The 23,904-nt window shown below is 38.4% G+C and carries 13 protein-coding genes and 1 pseudogene; 3 read left to right on the top strand and 11 right to left on the bottom strand.

All coding sequences use genetic code 11. From position 1 onward, the window contains the following. Window positions 1–32 precede the first annotated feature (32 nt). Window positions 33–671 carry a hypothetical protein gene (locus tag ACXAEY_RS21775; protein ID WP_474815094.1) on the top strand — a complete coding sequence of 213 codons (639 nt, stop codon included), beginning with the start codon at window positions 33–35 and terminating at the stop codon, window positions 669–671. Window positions 672–810: 139 nt separating this feature from the next. Here ACXAEY_RS21775 and ACXAEY_RS21770 read toward each other — a convergent pair whose 3' ends face one another. Beyond that, window positions 811–1,206, bottom strand: coding sequence for a hypothetical protein (locus ACXAEY_RS21770; protein WP_474815092.1), 396 nt, complete (start codon window positions 1,204–1,206; stop codon window positions 811–813). 187 nt (window positions 1,207–1,393) lie between these two features. Here ACXAEY_RS21770 and ACXAEY_RS21765 point away from each other — a divergent pair, with 187 nt between their 5' ends. Next, window positions 1,394–1,651 carry a hypothetical protein gene (locus tag ACXAEY_RS21765; RefSeq protein ID WP_474815091.1) on the top strand — a complete coding sequence of 86 codons (258 nt, stop codon included), beginning with the start codon at window positions 1,394–1,396 and terminating at the stop codon, window positions 1,649–1,651. A gap of 27 nt (window positions 1,652–1,678) precedes the next feature. Here ACXAEY_RS21765 and ACXAEY_RS21760 read toward each other — a convergent pair whose 3' ends face one another. The 3 genes from ACXAEY_RS21760 to ACXAEY_RS21750 all read right to left on the bottom strand — a co-directional run bounded on the left by ACXAEY_RS21760 (window position 1,679) and on the right by ACXAEY_RS21750 (window position 4,296). Further along, window positions 1,679–3,055 (bottom strand): hypothetical protein, encoded by a 1,377-nt coding sequence (locus tag ACXAEY_RS21760; protein WP_474815089.1) that lies wholly within the window; start codon window positions 3,053–3,055, stop codon window positions 1,679–1,681. 139 nt (window positions 3,056–3,194) lie between these two features. Beyond that, the gene (locus tag ACXAEY_RS21755; protein ID WP_474815087.1) at window positions 3,195–3,773 is read right to left on the bottom strand and encodes a hypothetical protein; all 579 of its coding nucleotides are present in this window, start codon (window positions 3,771–3,773) and stop codon (window positions 3,195–3,197) included. 160 nt (window positions 3,774–3,933) lie between these two features. Next, the gene (locus tag ACXAEY_RS21750) at window positions 3,934–4,296 is read right to left on the bottom strand and encodes a hypothetical protein (protein WP_474815085.1); all 363 of its coding nucleotides are present in this window, start codon (window positions 4,294–4,296) and stop codon (window positions 3,934–3,936) included. Window positions 4,297–4,422: 126 nt separating this feature from the next. On the opposite strand from ACXAEY_RS21750, the gene ACXAEY_RS21745 reads away from it, so the two are divergent. Then, a complete protein-coding gene (locus tag ACXAEY_RS21745; RefSeq protein ID WP_474815083.1) occupies window positions 4,423–4,734 on the top strand; it encodes a hypothetical protein in 312 nt (103 codons plus the stop codon). A 33-nt stretch (window positions 4,735–4,767) separates the two neighbouring features. Here the strand turns inward: ACXAEY_RS21745 and ACXAEY_RS21740 are convergent, their stop codons facing one another. The 7 genes and pseudogenes from ACXAEY_RS21740 to ACXAEY_RS21710 form a co-directional block, all read right to left on the bottom strand. Continuing rightward, window positions 4,768–5,043 (bottom strand): cytochrome C oxidase subunit IV family protein, encoded by a 276-nt coding sequence (locus ACXAEY_RS21740; RefSeq protein ID WP_474815081.1) that lies wholly within the window; start codon window positions 5,041–5,043, stop codon window positions 4,768–4,770. A gap of 84 nt (window positions 5,044–5,127) precedes the next feature. Beyond that, the gene (locus ACXAEY_RS21735) at window positions 5,128–6,792 is read right to left on the bottom strand and encodes a TROVE domain-containing protein (protein WP_474815079.1); all 1,665 of its coding nucleotides are present in this window, start codon (window positions 6,790–6,792) and stop codon (window positions 5,128–5,130) included. A gap of 731 nt (window positions 6,793–7,523) precedes the next feature. Next, on the bottom strand, window positions 7,524–7,712 hold the full coding sequence (locus ACXAEY_RS21730) for a hypothetical protein (protein WP_474815077.1): 189 nt from the start codon (window positions 7,710–7,712) through the stop codon (window positions 7,524–7,526). 114 nt (window positions 7,713–7,826) lie between these two features. After that, the gene (locus tag ACXAEY_RS21725) at window positions 7,827–13,472 is read right to left on the bottom strand and encodes a LamG-like jellyroll fold domain-containing protein (RefSeq protein ID WP_474816513.1); all 5,646 of its coding nucleotides are present in this window, start codon (window positions 13,470–13,472) and stop codon (window positions 7,827–7,829) included. Between the two features lie 30 nt (window positions 13,473–13,502). Next, a pseudogene (locus ACXAEY_RS21720) lies at window positions 13,503–14,612 on the bottom strand (RCC1 domain-containing protein); the annotation flags it as partial. Window positions 14,613–14,622: 10 nt separating this feature from the next. Then, the gene (locus ACXAEY_RS21715) at window positions 14,623–15,708 is read right to left on the bottom strand and encodes an RCC1 domain-containing protein (RefSeq protein WP_474815075.1); all 1,086 of its coding nucleotides are present in this window, start codon (window positions 15,706–15,708) and stop codon (window positions 14,623–14,625) included. A 339-nt stretch (window positions 15,709–16,047) separates the two neighbouring features. Continuing rightward, window positions 16,048–23,898 (bottom strand): RCC1 domain-containing protein, encoded by a 7,851-nt coding sequence (locus ACXAEY_RS21710; protein ID WP_474815073.1) that lies wholly within the window; start codon window positions 23,896–23,898, stop codon window positions 16,048–16,050. Window positions 23,899–23,904: the final 6 nt, after the last annotated feature.

The raw sequence follows: 23,904 nt of genomic DNA, 5'->3' as shown, positions 1-23,904 counted from the left end.
ACATCCTACTCGGAAAGGAAGATAATATTATTATGCTTTGGTTATTCCTAATCGCAATACTCGTTATCATGACAGCAGCTTTTGTAAAGGCAGGAAACATCGTAATCCATTCGATCATCTCTGTCGCAGAGAGAAGAAAGAAACGCATTGAGAATGATAGAATGAGCATTTTTGATTACTGTAGGTTTTACTCTATCAGAACACTGCTAAGATTCTATTTACAACGAGCTTTTTCTGAAGAAGTAAAAAATAATATTTTAAAACTTAAAAAAGACGTTAAAAAAGAGAAAAGTATCACATCTTTAAATACTTATCAGTCTTATGTAGAGAGGACACTTAGAAAAATTTCCAAAAAGGAAGACGCTAATTCAGTAGTCGTTGAAGAAAAAAAGAACAGTACACCTAAAGAGAAATTTAGAAAGAAAAAAAGTAATCCGAAAAAAGCCAATTCCAAAAAGGATATCATCAGCACATTAAAAAGTCTTGATGGTTGTGAGGTTAACAAGATTGGTGATTGGATTTGGGTGAAAAATTACTCAATCAATCAAGAAAATGCACTTAAATCTCTAGGTCTGAAAAAGCATAAGAAATCTGGAGAATATTACCTAGCTGGAACAGCTCCCACTGGAAATGGTGGTTCGAGAGAATACTTCGAGAAGACAAAGTTATAAAAAAATACTCTGTTGACCGATGTATTCCTTGAGATGAGAAGATCATGTCATGGTTATGGTTATAGGAAGGATGAAAAAATACGAAAATAACGCAAAAAAGAGATAGAAACTCATTCTATCTCTTTTTTTAAGCACCTAGTTATAATTGATTAACTAAGTTAATTATCACGTAAGAAGATGCTGCTACGAATACACCAATCCCTGCATATATTAATAACATTTTTCCTGTCTCCAGCTGCTTAGGATCGCCACCCGCCGTTGCGATAAGATACCCTGAATACGTAATTACTAGAGCCCCAACAGCAAATACTAGCGAAGACAACGCTTTTACGAATGCCTCTATATTCATGTGCAGATCAATTTCCTGACTATTACTATCTATACCAATCTCTAAATCAGCACAGTCCCCTCCATCTTTATGGTATTGTCCTTGAGGGCAATATGCTTCAACAGAAGAAACTGGGATTACCATAGGAATCAATCCAAAAATAACGATACTCATCAGTGCAAGTAAGTGCTTCAATTCCCTCCCCACCTTTCCTTCCAACAAGCCACTACATTTATAAAATAAATCCAACCAAAGTCAATAAAAGGTTGAAGATACTTAAGCTTCAAGTGGCAATATCAGAAAAAAGGCTATCTATAATCAAACAACCTAATTGTGCAGAACATGGTATCCCATAAGTTTGTAATATAGAATAGGTAAAGAAGGAGTGGCTAAGATGAGAACATTCAGAAGAAGAGCCTATGTAAACGCTCTAAACACTACAAGTAAAAAAGCTGAAGCAGGAGATGTCATAGTGATCACTAATCCTCAATATACTAGCATTCATAACAATTACCGAATTGGAGAAACATACATAGCTAAAGATATCTTTACTGAGTCAGTACAGACAGATACGGGGCTAGCTCTATGGGACACTGAATATAGAGTGATTGCCAATCACAGAATAAAAAATAAAAAGAGATGTGCAGGTTAGCGCACATCTCTTTTATTGGTAAAGTTTCTATTTTAGAATGTTAGTGTTCAAAATTCGATCGTCCCATAATTCGAAATTAGTTAGTAATTCTTCGGTTTCCTTCTTTAATTTTAATTCCCAACTCTCCCCCTCATTAGATATACCTTCTACAAAAAATTCATAAGCGTCCAAGTCCTTCTTTTTATACTTATCTTTTATCGTTTTGTAAGCATCTAAAACCACAATATCGTGATAAAGACACAATGAGTATGTCACGATAACCTTAGCCATATCATTCAAACCTTCTCCTTCATCCCAATCTTTAGGGTGCAGAAGGGGATATAAAACATAGGAAGAGTTCCCTAACGATACTTTACAATAAACGAGTAGTTCTTTTTCGTTCATTTCATTAACAACTTCTCTTTCAAATAACAACGATACTTTTTCAATTCCAAGCCCATTCAATGCAGAATTTATGATATTTTCCCAACAAGACTGTTTGGGGAGTTGATACCTTCTGTTTTGAAGCCCCTGTGTAGCTCGATGAGCAAGCTCTTCTAACTTCTCGAAGTTTATGAAGTTAAATCGTTGGTCATTTAATGAAAATAATGTGCCGTTATTATAACCATTCGGATCCTTGGCGGTTAGAGTCAAGAAGTGACCGACCAGTTCTTCAAAGTATAAACATGCTTCATCGAAACCAGGTCCCTGAAACACCTCTACAACATTTTTCCCTTTATCACTGTAGACATTTATAACGTGTGTCGCACCTTGCAAATTGACCTTTTCGAATTTATCAAACCATTTAGCAATCCAATACGAGTTATAAACGAATAACTCTGGATCACTGAAACTGTATTTTATAATCTTTGCGATATGTTTCTCTTCTTCTATGCTATAGTTTTGACTGATTCTAGGTACTTCGCCGTCTTCACTTCTAGAGGAATTCTTTTTCATGAAAGCTGTGATTGAGTTCTGAAAAACCTTTTCAACCTCCTCCAGAACGAATTCTTTTACATCCTCATTTTGATAAACACCCCATTGATGCATATAACCGAGGTTCTCTAGTTTATTGCAATAATAACGCACTTTGGAAGTGATCTTTTTATCTCGTTCTAAATCAAAATCATCCGGAATCGACTCTAAAAAACCTAGTAATTTCTGATTACTTTCTTGATTGTTAATAAATATAGAAGTATCAACCAGGAAAGATCTCTTTCTTTTAGGTTTGAAATCTATCTGGCGATACGCTTCTGTAAAGCCATCTCTAATTTCTAAAGAAAACCAATCCAATTCTTCTTTCCCAATATACTCGTCCCCGAACCAATTCTTTCTTGTGAAAGCAAACTTAAAGAACTCTGTTTCAACGTAATTCACAACACTAATGTCTCTTTTGATGTCGGTTGGCTTCATGGCAAACTCCATTTAATCCTCTCCTTCTTAGTTTTATTATCTTCATTTTATCACTTTATTTTCCAATTAGTTAATATGGTCATAAGACTCCACCCTTAAAAATCATAAAATTTTAAAATGATACCTGTAAACAGGTATCATTTCTCTTCTATTACCCTCTTGCCTTGAAATCAATATGACCAAAGATCCCTAGCTCTTTATATTCCTCTTTGATGAAAGAATGAACGTACAAGTCCTTTTCCTTTTTAAAGAATGCAGCAACCTTTTGGATTTTATCACTAGTCGCTGTTATACCTAATTCAAACAGAACGCTACTTGCTATATATATTCCATTTTCCAAATCGAATCTTTTATCCTTATGCGCCTTATATTTAGTGTAATTGTTAACCGCTTTTTGTAGCATATCATTGTTTAGCTTATAAGAAGACCCTGCTCCCAGCATCTCTTTCAACAATAATACCCCTCTACTTTTAAATGCTTCTTCATCTAAATCAAACTTATCCTGAATTTTTGTTGATAGAATTGTATGCATTAAAAAGTAATAGTTGAGATATAAAATACCTTTAAACATCTTTTCTTCTTTAAATTTAGAACGATCTGCGCCCAGTTGTTTATACAACTTTTCAATCTTCGATACACTTAAAAGCATATGGAAGTTATTAAAGTCACTTATATTCAATTCATTCACCCTAGTTATTAACCTACCTTTTTCAATCGGAGGTTTACCCATTCGTCCACCTTCCTTTCTAAGCGTGATAACTACCTAGTTATAATTTGTTATCACTACTAGTCAAGTTCCGAGAATCTATTTGTGAGCATTATTTGAACGTAAATCATATAAACGCTTGATTCATCGCACTTTACACATCTCTAAAGATACAGATTAAAACTCAATTTCCCCTCTTTACCTTGAAAGCAAATAATAAAGAAAGTCCCATAGAACCTAAAAGAAAGAATAAGGTTGGAATCTCCACTCCATCAATTAGTTCAGACGAACCCCAAAATGATAAGAATAGCATTAGGAAGAGGAACACAGTTGAAATATACGTGTTTTTAGCAACAGATTGGAATAGCGATACTACCCCATAGACAAGTAGACCAAAAATAGTAGATATAAGGCAGAACCAGTAGGCATCCCAATAAGTATCAATATCCATACCTAAAAAATTCACTTGGGCTCTTGCATAGAAATCAAACGCACTAACAAAAGGTATTATAAAAATTATCATTCCTAAAATAATATATTGTTTCAATAACACTCACCTACTTTCAGTAAACATATATCATGTTTGAGTCATTCATCATTTAACCCCATCTTCTCTAAAACCTTTTCTTTCAAGACAAACAGGACCCTATGTACATTTAGGATCCTAGTCAGAATGATTCTATGTAGAGGTTTCCTACTTGCAGTAGTCAACTACTATGTAAAGGAGTTGATTAAACCTATGCAGTTTATTGCAACAGGTATCTTAGTTTCCCTATTATTGTCCTTGATGTTCATACGAAGAAGAAGTGATCAAGAACAACATAGCACAATCGGAATGCTATTCCCCATCGGAGCGTGGCTAATTGTCTTTATAGAATACTTTACTGAAGTACCTTCAATCATCAATGCAATGATTATTTTAGGTTATGCTCTGATGTGTATTGATACACTTCACATATATAAGAGTACAAAGCAAAGAACTTAACAACCATTGGAACTCCGCATGTTACCATTCAGCTTATAACATTAATGAAAAACCGATAATGATCGTAGCCGCTACAAATACTCCAAAGACAATAGAATAAATCGCCCAAATATGCCCCCTATGCTTCATGTGCATAAAGTAAGCTAGCTGAAAAAACAATTGTATGAAAGCCAATAGTAAAATCATCAATAATGTTCCCTGTACAGTAACTTCTATCGCTACAAAAACGAATGAAAGCATTGTAAGAAACGTTACTAATAAGAACACTACCAACATATCCTTCATTTCTCTTTTCCTTTCGAACTCCATGTTATACCCCCTATAAAGTTCCAACAACAATCTTATTATTTATATAAAATAGTCGCCCTCTGTCAATGAGAGGGCGACTATTCATTAATCGTTAGAATTATCTAATCGATTTGCATTCTCTTTCCTTGCATCAATTTCATCCCAAAAACTATTCATTCTTTCAGCAAATAATGCTTCTTTACCTGTCCAACCATAAAGAACATTTGTGCGATATTCCATTTCAGGAACTAGAGCATTGTTATATCCTGCAGTCTGTACAGTATACACATTCACTTTAGGATTTACTTCTTGTCGGTATTTACGAACAAGCTTCAACACATCAATGTGCCTTCCGAAGCGATTACCCACTATAAACTCCTGATACTCACTCGGCTCAATTCCGAAAAGTCCACCATGACCGGCTTGTTGATCACTATAAATAAAGATATTATCCCAGTGCTCTTTGTTCTCGATAGCCTCTTTAAAGAAAATCCAAATCCCGTTTTCTGTTCCCATCCCTACTTCTTGACCTTTTTTAGAAACAGTAGTGGTTTGATTGAGAGCTCCATTTCGCTTAGAAATAGGGATACGGGTTAAGCGATCCCCGAATACACCCACATAACCTTCATCTGAATTTTGAGCAGTCAATACAGAAGATAAGTTATCGATTTCAGCCACATTTACAGTTCCATACTCACTAGTCAATCCTCCATATGCTGAGCCTGAGTTATCCGACAAGCACATTGTTTTACCTTCCAATCTTGGAAAGTTTTCTCGTGCTATGTCCATACACTCTTCAAGAGCATCCAAAATTAAAGGTTTGTGATGGACGTCACTCCTTTGAATAACCTTCATTGCTGAGAAATAACGGAAAGGAAATTGTTTACCATGAGTTACTCCGCGCTTTAGTTCATTCATCAAGTAAGAACACCATTCACGATCTTCAACTTCCTCAAAAATCCCTCGAAGGTTACGTAACAAAGCCATATGAGGAAGGTTGATGGTTTGAACAATTTCGAGCCAACTTTTACCTTGCTGCCTTAAACGGTTCCAAGTAGTGTTATCATCTTCCATCTTCACAGTTCCAGTTTTCATCAACTCATCTACCAAATCTCCTTTAGCGTGAGTGACACGAACAGTATCAATCATTCCTACACCTGCATTTTTGTATTTAGCTAGATGATAGCGATTCATACTTTCAATACGTTCCTTCCAACTTCTTTTCAATAGATTAGGAAGTGATTTCTTAGAACCGTTATTATATAACCAGTATGTAAATTGCAAACTTGGTTCGTCAGCTCTTCTCATGACCTGATTGTTAATTTCTTTAAACAGACCTGGATTTTCTTCAGTAAAGTTTTTTCTCTCAGGGTGCTTCGCTGCTCTCACCATAACAATTTGCGGATTCAACCTCATATAGTAATTATTTCGCAATTCGACAGCCCAACGTAACGTATTCTCAAAGTCGTAAGATAACGAATGATCAATAAGTTCTTCCATAATATCCGAAGTTTTCTTTCCAGAGAACGTTTCATCTAGAATTGAACTTTTAACAAGTCCATTCATTCGATAAACGCCATCAGATACACCTTTCTGTGCGAACTCACCTCTACGGTAGTATTGTGGTTCACCGAACACGCTTGAAGCGCTTACCATTTTCAGCATATCGAGTGGATTCAATTCATAACTTTTTCCACCCATAAAATTCACTACAGACTTAGACACTTCTTTTTGACGTTGCTCTTTCACACGTTTCGTCATATTACTCATAAGTACCATCTCCTTAATTAGTTTTATAGATAGAAAAAACGACCCTTATGTCGTTTCTGAGAAATGTATAAACACCGGACAATTAACTCAATATAAATCAACAATCTACAATCTACATCAAACTTAAAAATCTACTTTTGTATCTTAATATGTAAGAAGTAGGTGTTTATCCGCTTCAGAAACCACATAAATGCCGTTAACAATATTAGATATAGAGGATATCGAGAATAATACAAACACCGTTAAATTCAGAACTTTATATGTAAGAAGTAAGTGTTTGACCGCTTCGATATTCCATATTTAATTTTCTTTATACAATTTTCGGGAAGATCCTCTTACTAATATCAAATTGCTAACGCTGAGAAAAACATAAACACTGTTATTCTTTTTTCGGATTGGAAGTAAGTGTTTACCCGCTTCAGCATTATAATTTATATCACATGTGATCCCGAGAATAATATGAACACTGTCTTTTTCGCCAATGAGAAGTAAGTGTTCACCCGCTTCGAGAAGCACCTCTACTTATCTATTATTACGTAAAAGATAAAACCCTTTTTATTTATATAAAATATTTTTTGGCGATTAATTTATATTAATTTAATCAATTCATTATCTAATCGCAAGAGTTTCATGAACTTTTTTTTATTATGTCGTACCTTACTTAATTTTTTCGTAAAAAAAGCGGAGCAAATCATATACGATCCGCTCCGCCTTTTAATGCTGATATATTTTCAAGTTTGTTTAGTCAATAGAGGTAAACTATTGTAATACTCAAAAGCTTCAAATTCACTTATTTTATCTCTCTCAATTAACAGTAAAACAGCTTCATACTTGTTGCACTTTTTCCCATTAATATAACAATATTCTTCTATTCCATTTTCGGTATCTTCCCAGAACCTGAAGTCTTTTGTTATTACCACAATACCCTCTCCTATTTCCGTTTTTATTTTCTAATGCTCACTTATAATATATCTTATACCACCTTAGTTGAAATGCTAAGAAAAAAGCGACCTCCCGATTGAAGTCGCTTTTTCTTATGGTCCACTTATGATTGTAAATGTAATTTGACTCTTAAATGGTGTTGAAGAACTTGGATAGTTCGTTTTATCTATAAGTGTCGTTGTAGGATTCAGTGTTATGGAAATCGCATCTGTTGGGAAGTTGATCTCGTATGCACCCATTCCTTCTCCAACTGCAGCAGAAAGAATTGTAGCCGAAGCATCTTTGTCTATAGCCCAAGGAGAAGGGTTATTAATACTTGGTGGAGCAGAAGTCGTCCCCGCTACAGGATTTATAGAAGCGGGAGGTTGAAGTGTCATCGTGCCCTTTGGCAATGTCATCGCCGAAGTACCTCCTGCAAATCCTCCGAACGGAGTTAATTCCGTAAATTGTGTAGCTTGTACTGTAACTCTCCACCCATTACCATTCCCACTAAAGTCACTTACTACTAAGGGATCGTACAAGTTCGTCTTTATGGTTTGTTGTGTGCCATCTAGCAATACTGCAGGGAACGAATCCGCTACAGGCGCATCAATTAAGGATAGTGTCCCAGGAAATGTTTTCGTATCGAGAACCGCCTTCGCGGATTCACCATCTGCGTTCTTTGCTGTTACTTCATAAAGATAATCAGTGTTTGGTGTTAACCATTGATCTTGGTATGTTAGAGCCGCACCATCGTAAATCGATACGTTATCACGATAAGCTTCATAACTGGTTGCAGAAGCAACGCTGTTCCAGTCCATAAATACTTCTGAATCTGTGATTTTTGTAGCGTTCAATGTAAGTGGGGAGCTGTACCCATTCACCAACCCGTGATAAGCATTCGTTCCCTTATCATATACCTTTCCAGTCGTTAATGGATTGAACTGCCATACACCGAATAGATCTGTTTCTGTACCATTGATTCTTTGATTCATATTAGATTGAATTTCTGATTCAGTTCTTTCTTTACCCCAGATTCTAACCGTTGAAATCTCACCCTTGAACGCATTCGCAAGACTGACATCGCCACCCTTATTATTTTGAGAAGCGCCTATTACCAACGACCCTCCAGGTTCAATGGTAGAAGAATAAGAGAAATCATCGTCTAGAAATGAAAGATATCCATCCTTATAAATTCTTAAATCTCCGTCTCCTACATCCCACGTAAAAGCTAAGTGGTGCCAAGAACCATCATTTACAGATATATTACTTTCTACACTTTCATTTCCTCGATAGATAGTTAAGTTATCACTATTCGTAATTTGCCAATCTGACTCACTATTATCTGTTGCAAATGAGACCAGACTGTCATTATAGCCTGTTGTTTTTATCCAAAATTCTGTTGTCATCTTGGAGTCAGGGAAGTTCGTGATACTATCCTTGAATACATAGTTGTTTTTCCCATCGAACGGTAAGAACTCTGATGGGTAAAACAATGTTGTCAAAGTTAAATTACTTGGAAGACTTTTTCCTTTAGCATTTTCAGCAACTAAATCGTATTGATAGGTAGTATCCTTTGTTAAGCCAGAGTCTTTGTATTCCAATGCTGAACCGCTATATATTTCGCTACTATCTCTATTCAACACATAGTTTGTCGCTCCACTGACTGTACCCCAAAACAGATCACTTTGAGCTTCTTTCACACTAGGAGCTTGTAATTTAACCGCCTCAGGGAAGTTGTATCCAGTAGCATGATTTCCATTCGAAGTTTGGTCATACACCTCACCAGTAGTGATTTCATCGAAGTCCCAATAACCAATTAAACCAGACTCACTACCACTAAGGATGGTATCATAACGATTTTGTATTTCAGTATCGGTCGCAGCATAATCCCAGAGTCTTCCGTTGTAGATCTTCAACTCTGAATAATGGACTGTGTCTCTCCTAGCAAACTCGAAAGGATTATTATTCACTCTGATCAAGTCTGTACCTTCAATTGCCGCCTTGTCCTTCACACCGTTAATAAAGAGGGACATCTCCCCTGTCGCAGCATCTCTTCTGCCAGCTACTCTGTAACGATCTCCTATATTCAATACTGTGTTAGAGCGGATAGTGTGCCAAACATCGTTTACATCCCTATAATCTAAAGCGACTTTTATATCTGTCCCGTTATTGGTCAACACCATGCGATAGGATTGTTCTTTACCGATAATTTGATCGTAATCATTAGGAGCATTGGTCATTTCAAAGTCTGCTTCTATAGTGAACGAACCTGTTATGTCATATAAACCACTAGCTGGATCTGATATTGTTGAATAGTCATTACTGCCATCAAACTCTAAATAATCCTGAGCACTCTTCGCGTTCAACGTAACCGCGTTACTTTCACCACGATTATTTCGAATGATTAACTTGTAACTGTATAGTATGTTCGGATTGAGATTTGAATCTACGAATTCTGACGCTGTACCTGTGTAGACCGTTGTGGAACCTCTTATAAGTTCATAGTTTGCATTAGGGATGTCATCCCACGTAATTTTTATACTCTGTTGAGTTAGTACCTCACCGCTCAGATTTACATCCGCCTCACTAAATCCTTTGGAGACGCCATCTACATTAGAAACACTTTGATCGTAGACAGTGTTTGTTGTGATTTTGTCCATTTCCCAATGACCGACAAGTGATGTCTCGTCATTATATGTACCGTAGTAATGCTCTGTGACTTCTAGGTCTGTTAAAGAGCGGTCATATATACGAACACTCGATAATTTCCCTTTATATTTGTATCCTTCGTCACTTCGCATTCCAAAAACAATATTTGATGTACTCAACTTATCAGGAGCAGATGAATTAGATTGGTATGTACTTTCAAGTTTTCCATCTACGTAGATTTTCCAAAGTGTACCGTCTAGAACACCGACTATATGGTGCCACTTATCGTTAGAGACTAGCGTCTTTGAATTCCCTGAACTGTGATACTTTCCAGTACCGTCTCGTCCATCGAACTTTACATACCCATAGTTGTTAGCAATAAGCCAACCGTCATCCGAACCAGGATATTTTGCTACTGGAATTTGAAGTTGCCCTATGTTGTCTGTCTTCATCCAAAGTTCCACAGATAGCTTATCAGCACTTGTAATGGCAGCAGGATCAGTAATTTCAATTTTGTCATCGACCTGATCAAATTCAATCCCATTATCAGGACTGTTTAACGTAAATGTGTCATAGACCGTTTCTCCGTTCTTTCCAACTGCTGTAACTGAGTAATTGTATCTTTGATTGGTTGTGAGCCCTGTGTCGGTATACGATGTATTAGAACCGTTATATACAACAACGTCGTCTCTTTTAAGTTCATAGCTTAGTGCATTGTTCACACCATTCCAGACGATAGTAGCTTGAGTACCTAGATTCTCTGCTAGTTTCACCTTAGTAGGAGGATCAACAAATCCATATACCAATCCATCGTTTTGATTTGCTGTATGGTCAAATACTTTTCCGGTTGTCACCGAATCAAATTTCCAATACCCAATCAAATTCGTTTCGTCTCCAACCAATTCTTTATTCATATTATTTCTGACATTAACTTGAGCTAAAGCATCGTCCCAAATCCTTACTTCACTCATGAGTTTCTCATAGTAGACATCGCCTCCACCATGATAACCGTGAGCAATATTCATTCGTTTAGGAGATGCTGTATTGGTAAAGTCCATCGTACCTGATATAGAGCCTTTTAAGTCTCCATTCTTATAAGCTTTGATAGTGGTTCCATCATCAACGATAGCGATGTGCTGCCACTTGTCATAAGATAGAACACTTTTTATCGTACCTATAGTCGAACCACCAGCGACAATTCTGAGGTCACCATTGTTACCATTATCATCGATATAGGTTCTGCCTGTACTTGGATCGTCCTCATTCCAAACGGAGAACAACATGTTCGTACCTGATTTAATAGGTTTCATCCAGAACTCAATTGTTTTAGGACCAACTAAATCTGTGTGAGCAGAGCCAAAATCCGCATATTCATCTTTACCATCAAATGACAAGGCATAACTTGGTGGAGCAACAAGTGTAGCGGGGATACTTTCCCCTTTATCACTTCTAGTGATCACCGTATAGGTATAACGCTTCCCACTAATCCTCGAAGTATCACTGAAAGTCGTACCCGAACCACCGAATAATATATTCCCATCTCTATTTAAAGCGTATGAAGTGGCGTTCTTTACGGAATCCCAAGATAAATCCGCACTTCCACTCGATACATTCGAAATGGACAGTTCATTTGGCGGACTTTCAAAGCCGATACCCAATGCGTGGTTGTTGTTCGCGGTTTGATCAAAGGTCTTTGAACTAGTGAAATTATCAAACTCCCACAGCCCAACTAACCCGCTCTCACCACCTGCTAAATCTGTATTCATGTCACTAGCAATCTCTGATTCCAGCCTTGGATAATTCCAAATTCGAACTTCGGAAATATCACTATTCCAGTAGTCTCCCCCAGAACGCCCGAACAGGAGCGGTAAATTTCTATTTGCGGTACCTGCAGACCCTTGAACAGTTCCAATTAACGCACCATCCGAAAAGAGCTTGTGTTCTCCACTAGCGTCTACTGTCCATGCTACATGGTGCCACGTATTTGGTTTATAAGGCTCTGGTAAACCGACGTTACCTGAACCAAATGCATTGGAATAAAAATGTAAATCTGTAACTCTTACATCGTCCGTAGACTTCCCCCAAAAACCAAAGTCTCTTTCCGAGGTATTACCGTTCTCATTACCTTTTAGCACCCAATTTCTATAATTATCTTCCATTGATGTTGGTGTTTTAACCCAAGCTTCAATTGTAAATTCAGATAGGTTGTAATCAGAACTCTTACCTGCATCGAAATATTGGTTTGTTCCATCGAAACTCATATAACTAGAAGGTGAATTGATCGTCAATGAAGCTGGGAAACTCTCTCCATTTTGGTTCCTAGCAACGAGTGTATAGTTGAATTTGCTATTACTATTAAGCCCAACATCGTCAAAAGAAGTATTTGGACCAGTGTATATAACAGCTCCATCTCTACTTAGTTCATAATCAGTTGCGTTTTCTACAGCTTCCCATGTGATTGTCGCTGTGGTTGAAGTTACATTCGTCGAATCCATTGTCGTTGGCGGGACATTACGACCGGTTATTTTACCTTCCGGATTATTCCCTGTTCTATCGAACGATTTTGCTGTCGTAACGTTATCAAACTGCCAATTTCCGATTAGACCAAGCTCTGTACCTACCATTGATTTGTCCATATTATTAGCGATCTCAGGTTGAGTCCTAACAACATTCCATAGTCGAGCTGTTTTTATGTATCCATCGTTAAATTTTGTAGGAGAACCCGACCACCCTCTAGCACCGATTCTTAAAGGTCCATTGGATTTTTCTAAGACTCCTCCATCGCGCTCAATTTGGGATTTAACCAATTGCCCGTTGTAATACGTTTCCACTGTGGTACCGTCATAAGTAATCGAGACAAACGTCCACTGGTCATTCGGCAGGTCCACTCCTACTTTGTTATACTCCCAACCACCATTTGTATAAAGAGCCCACTGTATCTCGTTATATCTCAAGCTAAATAGATAAGAATTTTCCTTACTAAGTAAGACTTGTTCAGATGTACTGTTATCGGGTCTAACCCATCCTTCGAATGTCAATTTATCATCGATATCTTGGGATGCATGATCTGGAACCTCTACATATGTTTGCTCTTCACTATAGTCCAGATATGTTTTTGGAGGTAAAATTACTTTAACCGGTGAGAAGCTATTCGTATTAACGCCGTCACCCAACCTGCCGTTAGTTTGACTACCAAATGTCTTTACCGTACCGTCTGCTAGAACGGCTACCGTATGATCTTCACCTGCTTCAACAGCAATAGCATTTGCTAGTTCTGGGATTTCTAATGGCGTATTCCTTGCCCAATAGGTCTCACCTATACCTAACTCTCCATTGCCATTCTCGCCCCATGCTTTTATAACGCCCCCAGGGAATTTACCGAAGTTCGTGTATTGAGTTCCTCTTATATCAATAACATCTTTCAGAGCGGGAACTAGTTCTGGTTTATAGTTATAGCTATAACTTCCGTTCGCGAGTTCGCCGTGACCGTTATACCCCCACGCGTATACGTCCCCGTTAACATCCTTTGCAAAGTTTGAATGACCTACTGCATAGATATCTGTGATATTACTAAGTTCAGGGATTTGATAAGGAGTAGAACGAATATCCTTCGTCCCATCGCCCACCTGCCCGTGGGAATTGTAAGCCCATGTCCATACGTCCCCCGAGGCAGTCAGAGCCATAATATGATATATACCAGCTTTTACAGCTACTACATTGGTTAGACCTGGCACTTGTGTTGGAACATTTATTTCATTTGGATCATCAATCGCAGCTTGATTATGGTAATTGTAGCCCCAGACGTACACAGACCCGTCGTTCCGAACAGCCGTTGAAAAATACCAACCCGCATCTACTTGTTTAACATCATTGAGATTTTTCACCTTTACTGGGGATAGTCTAGTAGATTGGGTGTCATCACCTACCTGCCCATAGGCATTGTAACCCCAGGCACTTACGGTAGAATCATTGTGTAAAGCTACAGCATGTTGAGCTCCCGCATCTATTTGCTTAACATCCGTCAATCCAGAAATTGGAGTAGGTGAGTAGACATGTTTATTGGTTCCGTTTCCGACCATACCATTCCAGTTCTCTCCAAATCCTGAAGCAGTTCCATTATCGTGATGTACAATTGTAAAACTAGTACCAGTTTGAACATCTTTTACATTGGAAAGTCCAATAGATTGCGGACTAGTAACTTTGCCATACAATCCGTTCCCGAGCTGACCATGCCGATTTGAACCGACAGAAAATACCTCAGCCTTGGTCTGTTAGCATCAACGAGTGATGATTTCCACCCGCTATGTCTACTAGATTACCAGGTGGAGTAAATTCTGTTGGCGTCTTTACGTCATTCGTCGTCCCGTCCGATAGCTGACCCACTCTGTTGTGCCCCCAGTTGAACGTACGCCCGTCTCCGAGGATTACCATAGAGTGGTAACCACCCGCAGCAACTTTAACAGCATTGGTCAACGAAGCCAACTTTTGTGGAGTGTGACGCTCAGAAGTCGTCCCATCGCCAACTTGATATTCCCAATTTCCTCCCCAAGCGAACACCTCATTTGAAGCAGTTCTTGCCAAGACATGATAGCGTCCTGCACTAACTTCCACAACATTTGATATCCCCGCTACTTTGACGGGAGTTAATTGTCGATCCGAAGTTGCATTCGTCCCAACAGCACCATGGTAGTTGTAACCGAATCCATAAAGATCACCTTTAGAATCTAGTGCAAGAGTAAAATACGCCCCCGCTTCCACATCAACAATATCAGAGGGAAGACCGTTTACCTTAACAGGTTCACTTCTTCTAGTAGTCGTTCCGTCTCCTAAACTACCATAGTCATTGTGACCAGTTGCCCATACGCTTCCATTACCTAATAAAGCAACCGTATGATAGTCTCCAGTAGTTACCTTCTTTACATCTGAAAGAGACTCTACTTTTTGTAGGTAACGCTCTGCCCATCCCGTCTTTCCGTTTCCGATTTGCCCCTCGTAATTCCTTCCAAAAGTAAATAATTCACCTTCGGACGTTACGGCAGCACCAAAGTTATTGCCAGTGTCTGCATCCACTACGTTTTCTAAAGCAACTTCTACCGGAGTGTTACGTGTACTACCTTGTTCATCACCTATAGAATAATAGCCACCATAACCCCAGCTTAGTAGGGTTCCGTCTTCTCTTAGCAACATTGATTTATCGGCATATGCTATCAATTTAGCATTTGTTGTGACGGTCTCAGCAGTAACCTTTTCCATTTGGTCCTTGTTCACAGGCAACCATGGAGGAGCGAGGTTTGAAAACAACATCATCAGTATCAAAAATATAGATAACCATTTGTTTTTCATACTGTTCCTGATAGTTAAGTGTTAATTAAATGGCTAAAGTGAGTCCTTAAAAATCAGGATTACTCACCCCCTTCATAACGTTCTTATTACGGTGAGAAAATTCACCTTATCTCTCAAACTCTTTAATAAAATCTGAATTTCCCCTTCAAAAACGAACAAATAAATACAATTTAACGAACGAAAAGAGATACATAGTGATAACATGCGAATCTAATCTATTATTTGATATAAAAAAGGGAAAGAGATCAAATTGACCTCTTTCCCTTTTTCTTTATTTGTTCCATATATGGTACTTCTATTTAACTTCTTAAAACGGTATTCGCCTCTAGTTTTTATCTATTATGGTCCACTTACAATAGTAAATGTGATTGTGCTTTTATAAGGAGTTGCAGAACTAGGATAGTTGATTTTATCTACTTTCGTTGTTGTAGGATTCAAAACTAAGGACAACGCATCCCCTGGGAAACTTATATCATAAGCCCCCATTCCATCCCCTAGAGAAGCGGATAATATCGTAACAGCATTAGTCGTATCAATAGACCAAGGCGCTGAACCATTTACAGTAGGAGGAGCAGAAGTTGTTCCTGCTACTGGATCTATAGTATCGGGAGCACTTAATAACAAACTCCCCTTAGGAAGCGTCATCTGAGATGTCCCTCCTGCAAAGCCTCCAAAAGGTGTTACTTCTTTAAATTCTGTAGCTTGTATATTCACTCGCCATCCAGAACCACTCCCGCTGAAATCACTTAAGATCAAAGAATCAAATAGGTTTGCTTTAAGTATTTGCTGTCTTCCATTTAGTAGAACGGAAGGAAATGCATCAGCTGTAGGTATATCAATCAATGATAATGTACCAGGGAACGTTTTAACATCGAGAGAACTCTCCGCCGTCTCACCGTCGTTGGTAATTCCAATCACATCATATTTATAAGATGTCTCAGGGGTTAGCCACGAATCACTAAAAGTTAAATTGTTACCTGCATACACAGAGGAGTCGTCTCTAAATACTTCATAACTATTTACATTGGCTAGTGAGCTCCAATCAAAGTCCACTTCAGTGTCGGTAATTTTAGTTGCATTCACACTCATGGTGGGTTCATAACCTATCATCGGAACGTGATTCCCATTGGATGTCTTATCATATACTTTACCAGTTGTTAAATCGCTGAACTGCCATAAGCCGTATAAGTCTGTTTCATTACCGAGTAAGTTAGTATTCATTTCACCTTGAATTTCTGTTTGGTTTTTAACTTTGTTCCAAATCCTTACGCTAGAAACTTCACCATCAAACATTCTCGTAAGATTTATATCTCCATTGCTATCGTTTTGAGTAGCCCCAATAACGAAAGAACCGCTATCTTTTAATGAGTCACGATATGCAAAACTTCCATTGAAGTATTCAGCGATCCCATCTTTATAGACATTTATATCTCCATTATTCGAATCCCAAGTCACAGCAAGGTGGTGCCATTTACCGTCATTAATTGCAATTCCAGTTTGAATAGTTTCACCAGCTCTATGGATTGTTACATTTTCACTATTGGATATCAAAAAGTCTTTTTCACTTTCTGTTGTTGCATACGACACGATTCCGTCATTTCGACCAGTCGTTTTGACCCAAAACTCTGTCGTGAATTGGTATTGTGGAAATCCATTCATTGAATCTAAGTAACCGTAATTCGTTTTACCATCTAAGGATAATTTATCGGTTGGATACTCTAGTGTTCTTAGATTAGTTAGAGCAGGAATACTTCGTCCATTCGCATTCTCTGATGTAAGTCTGTACTGGTAAGTCGTATCCCTAGTTAGCGAATTATCTTTGTATGAGAGGTCAGCGCCATTATAAATGGTGACACCGTCTCGTTCTAGCACATAGTTTGTCGCCCCACTAATCGTCCCCCAATAAATATCAGCCGATTGCTCTCCAACACTATTGATTTTAAAACTACCTGTTGCAGCAAAGTTGTATCCTGCCCCATCATTACCATTAGACGTTTTATCATATGCTACCCCTGTAGTGATAGCATCCAAGTCCCAATAACCTATCAATCCTGTTTCACTACCGCTTAAAATTGCATCATACCTGTTTTGAATGTCCGCATCCGTTACGGCATAATCCCAAACTCGCCCACTATAGACTTTAATCGCAGAGTAGGCGGTTGAATTTCTGACCGCAAAATCAACGTCTTCGTTATTTAGAATTATATCTTCTGTACCCAAAGTGGCGGTTTGATCCTGTACACCGTCAATAAATAGAGACATTTCACCAGTTGCACCATCTCTTTTAGCAGAAACATAGTAACGCGTTCCTACACTAAGCGTTTGAGTAGAAGTGATTTTTTCCCAGACATTATTAATATTTTGATACTCCATGCTAACACGGTGTTGTGAGCCATCTGTCGTAAGTAATAATCGATAAGCTTGATTCTTTCCTAAGATTTGATCATTATCGCTTGGAGATTTGGTCATTTCGAAGTCTGCTTCTAGAGTGAATGAACTTGTCAGATCGTACAATCCATCAGCAGGTTCACTTACCTTTATATATTCATCATCTCCATCAAATTCTAAATAGTCTTGAGCACTCTTGGCACTTAACGTAATGATATTACTTTCACCATTAGAATTAGTAATTTTCAATTGGTAGTTATACAAAATATTTGGATTCAATCCTGAATCAATAAATCCAGAGGAAGAGCCAGTATATAATGTAGTAGAACCTCTTGTTAGCTCATACGTCGCTCCAGGAATGTCATCCCAACTTAGCTCAACTGACTCTTCAGCAAGTATTTTAGCGTTAAAGTTAACGTCCGGCTCACTAAAACCTAAGCTGTCACCATCATTATTGTTTGCAGTCTGATCATATACAATATCAGTTGTTATTTTATCTAGCTCCCAATGACCCGCTAACTCGCTTACATCGTCATACACACCTCTATAGTGTTTGCTAACCTCATTATCCGTAATTGCCCTATTAAAGATTCTTAGGCTACCTATTTCCCCTTTATACTCATTGCTTCCATTACTCATGGAACCTAATAAGATTTTAGTCGTTTCAGTGATGTCTGGACTCGACGAATTAGAAATATATTTGTTCTCTAATTTTCCATCTACGAATAGTTTCCATTCGTTCCCGTTTACCACCCCAACAACATGGTGCCAATGGTTATTAGCAATTAAGGTCTTGGAAGTACCCGAACTATGGTACACGCCTGTCCTATCTCTTCCATCAAAGATGGCATAACCATAACGATTACCTATAAACCATCCTGCATCACTACCAGGATACTTAGAAACAGGGACATCTAGCTGAGTAGTTTTCTTCGTTTTCAGCCAAAGCTCCACAGAAACTTCTTGTGGATTTGTAAGATTAGTCAAATCCCCCAAATCAACTCTATCGTCTATCTCGTCAAATTCCATACCTTGATTAGGAGCATTGAGAGTGAAATTATCAAAAACAGTTTCACCATTATCCCCTTTTGCTCGAACGGAATAATGATAGCGTTGCCCAACTACTACTGAAGTATCTGTGAACGTTGTGTCCTGACCTGAGTAGACCATTACCCCATCACGTTCAACGATATATCCGGTAGAGTTTTCAACACCATCCCAAGCAATTTTAGCTTGAGAACCTGTATTCTCTAACACTTTTACATTTGTAGGTGGTTCTATAAATCCATAAACTAATCCATCATTGTTATTGGGTGTATGATCGTACACTTTACCTGTAGTCGAACCATCGAATTTCCAATAGCCAATCAGACCTGATTCATTACCTGTAAGCTCTTTGTTCATATTATTACGAATTGTTACCTGTGGTAACGAGTTATCCCAAATCCTATACTCGCTTAGCATTTGTTCATAGAAATCTTGGCTTGATGAATATCTACCATGCGCAATATTCATTTGCTTTGGAGCGGGAATTTTCGTAAGATCCATAGTTCCGTTAAAAGAACCTACTTCGTCTCCGTTCTTATATACAGTAATATCAGTTCCATCATCAGTTATAGCAATGTGCTGCCATTTATCGTAACTAAGAACTCCCTTTACCGAGCCGATTACTGAACCTTCTAATACAAATCTCAAGTCACCGTTGTTATTGTTGTCATCTATATAAGTCCTAGTTGGTCCTGGATCGTCTTCATTCCATACAGAATAAAACATGTTGTTTCCAGAACTAATCGGCTTAGCCCAAAATTCATACGTTTTGGGTCCACTTAGATCCGTGTGTGCATTTCCAAAATCGACATATTCATCGAGACCATCAAATTCTAGAGAATAACTAGGAGGAGCAATAAGTGTTGCTGGCACACTTTCCCCTTTGTTACTTCTTGATATCACCGTATAGGTATACCTCTTACCGCTTATCCGAGAAGAGTCAGTAAAAGTTTTGGATGAACCACCGTATAAAATGTTGCCATCTCTATTCAATGCGTAGGAAGTCGCTCGATTAACATTCCCCCAGCTTAATTCGGCACTATCAGAAGTAATATTTCCAATTGAAAGTTCATTTGGAGGCTCTGTAAAGCTGATCCCTCTTGCATGATTATTGTTTGCGGTTTGATCAAAAGCTTTGGATGTTGTAAATGTGTCAAATTCCCACAACCCTGTTAAGTTAGCTTCATTTCCAGTAAAGTCTGTATTAATATTGTTAACAATGTCAGCGTCACTTCTAGCAACATTCCACAGTCGGACTTCACTTATGTCCCCATTCCAATGATTATCTGCCTGCCCTATTTGGAGTGGGTAATCATTGTTTGCAGTTGCTGCGGTCCCCTGATACTGTCCGATAAACTGCCCATCAGAATAATATCTATGCATCCCTGTGCTATCCACTGAAATCGCAACGTGATGCCATGTGTTAGGTTGGTATTCTGAAGGTAAGTTCATACTTGAACCACCAAAAACATTAGATGAAAAATGCATATACGTAACTTTTTCATCATCCGACGAACTCAAATAAAAGTTGTAATCCCTTGAAGCCCCTTGTTTACTCACAATATTTCGATGAGTACGATCCATTAAATCAGGTGTCTTTATCCAAGCTTCTAATGTTAAAGTAGAAAGATCAAAATCCGAACTATTTCCTGCATTAAAATACCCATCTGTATCCCTTAAAGAAATATAACTACTTGGTGCATTAAGTGTGTAGGACGACGTATTACTTTCACCATTTTGATTTCTCGCTACTACCGTATAGTTGAATTTATCAGAGCCATTTAGCCCTGAATCATTATAAGTAGTAGCATTCCCTTGATAAATGGTAACTCCATCTCTTTTTAGTTCGTATTCAGTAGCATTAGGAACAGCTACCCAATCAATCGTTGCAGATGAGGAAGTCACGTTACTCGAAGTAATTGTCGTAGGAGCCGTGCTAATGCCGCTGATTTCACCAACTGCATTCGTACCGGTTATATCAAATGATTTTGAGGTCGTGACATTATCAAATTTCCAATAGCCAATAAGTCCACTTTCATTACCTACTAAATCTTTATCGAATGACTGGTTAATTTCAGTATCAGTCCTAGTGACATTCCACAACCGAACATCTTTCATAAAACCTTTGAAGAAACTTGTTGGACCTCGTCTAGCCCCTATTAGAAATGGTTCTGTGTTATCTATTGTAATAGGACCGCCATCTCTTTCTACTTGAGAATCGACTAACTCCCCATTAAAATACGTTTTTACCGTCGTGCCGTCATAAGAGATTGCTACGTGAGTCCATTGATCGTAAGGTACCCTTATACCAGTATTATTCCATTCCCAATTCCCATTTGTTTTTATTGCCCATTGTATTTCTCCATAATCTAGTTTCCATTCATAAGAGTCTTCTTTATTGAAGATAATTTGTTCACTTGTCCCTATGTCAGGTCTCAAATACGCTTCAAATGTGAAGTTGCTATCCAAATGTTGTGTGGTTTGATGTGGTACATCGATGTATGAATTCCTATCTGTAAAATCTATATATGTACTGGGAGGAATTTGTGCTTTTGCAGGAACCGTTCTATCTAAACTAGAATCATCACCTAGAACCCCATTCACCTTTGCTCCCCATGTAACAACTGTATTATCACTTAAGACCGCTACCGTATGTTCTACACCAGAATCTACCGACAAAGCATCTTTTAATGCGGGAACATCCAAAGGTGTACTACGAGTGGAATACGTCCTTCCATCTCCCAACTCCCCCGCGTAGTTATTTCCGAATGCAGCTACAGAGCCATCGTTTTTAATGCCGATCGTAGTATATTCACGTCCACCTAATGATACAAAGTCATTTAATTCAGGAATTTTAACTGGTCTATATTTTGTTCCACCATCTGCATCGCCTAAAGCACCGTATCCATCATAACCCCACCCGTACATTTGACCCGTATCATCTTTAGCATATGACCCTCTTCCATTCGTATAGATACTTTCAATGTTTGACAATTCAGGGATTTTGTATGGTGTAGAATGATTATCTTCCGTCCCGTCACCAACAGAGCCATAGTGATTGTAGCCCCATGCCCAGACGTCTCCTTGAGAGGTAAGTGCTAATATATGATACATACCAGCCTTTATCTCTACAACGTCAGTCAATCCTTGAATTTGGGTTGGTTCCAACACTCGATCTTGACCTAAAAACCCAGCCTGACCATGGTAATTGTATCCAAACACCCAAACTGTCGAATCGCTTCTAAGTGCTGCAGAAAAATGATAACCAGCCTCTACTTGTGTCACATTGTTTAAATTATCGACTAGTTCGGGAGTGGTGCGATCATCATAATTACCTGTTCCGAGAGCCCCATAGTAATTTTCCCCCCAAGATGATACCTGACCGTTGGAGTGCAGTGCCAATACGTGTTCATATCCAGCAGAAACTTGCACAACGTCAGTTAACGAAGGGATAGTGTACGGAGTACCTCTATGCCTTTTTGTACCATCTCCAATGGCTCCATCGAAATTTTCTCCCCAGGTAGCTACCGTATTATCAAGTAATAAAGCTACATTAAACCGCCCTCCAGCATCTACTTCTTTCACATTAGATAACGGAACATTAACAGGTTCGTATTTATATTTAAATTCTCCGATTCCCAATTGACCATACTGGTCACTTCCAGTTGAAAGTAGCTCTCCGGTAGAAGTAACCATGATTGTATGATTTTCTCCTCCAGCAATGTCTACAATATTTGCCGGTTGTACAATTTCAACAGGAGTCGATTGGTTATTTGTGTTACCAATGCCAAGCTCTCCCGCGCTGTTGTTGCCCCATGCGAAGGTCCTTCCGTCAGCTAATATGGCGAAAGACTGATAGTCTCCTGTAGATATTTTAATAGCATTGGGTAACCCCGATAATAATACTGGTGTTTTTCGATTCGAAGTCGTACCGTCGCCCAGCTGATTTTTCCAATTTCCGCCCCAAGCATAAACAGAACCGTCCGAAGTCCTAGCAAGAGCATGATATTCACCTGCATCGATTTCTACAACATTAGACAACCCCGCCACTTTTACAGGAGTCGTTTGTTTATTCGAAGTTTCATTTGCACCTACTTGATCGTGGTAACTGTACCCAAATGCAAATACGTCCCCGTTTGCATCCAAAGCATATGAAGTATTAGATCCAGCTACTATTTCTACTATGTTTGACAAACCGGATACTTGAACAGGCTCTTTTCGATTTGAAGTCGTGCCATCTCCGAGATTTCCGTACCCGTTGTAACCCATTGAGAAAACCACGCCGTCTTGTCTTAAAGCTAACGTATGACTTGAACCGGTTGCTACTTTTATTATATTAGACAAGGAATCTACTTTTTGAAGGTATCTCTTGTTTTCACCAGATTCACCTATTCCCAGATTACCTTCATTATTTTCACCCCATGTAAATAATTTTCCGTCAGCACGAACAGCTGCTCCGAAATTATAGCTAGTATCAGCATCAACCACATTTTTTAATTTCACCTCTACGGGGGTATTTCTGTGACTATACTCTTCATCGCCTGTTGCGTAATAAGATCCGTACCCCCAACTCAATAACGTACCGTCCTCTTTAAGCAACATAGAGCGATTCTCATACGCCATTAAACGTGCATTCGAAGTAACTGTTTCAGCTTTAACATCATCCTCTATAGAGGATAAACTTATCCACTGTGGCGCTAAATTAGAAAACAACAGAACAAAAATTAATAATATCGAGATGATTTTATGTTTCATAATTTT

The sequence above is a fragment of the Anaerobacillus sp. ABA4_114 genome, from assembly GCF_056159065.1.
Note: the sequence above shows the minus strand (reverse complement) of the source record. Positions and strands in the feature narration are given on the sequence as shown.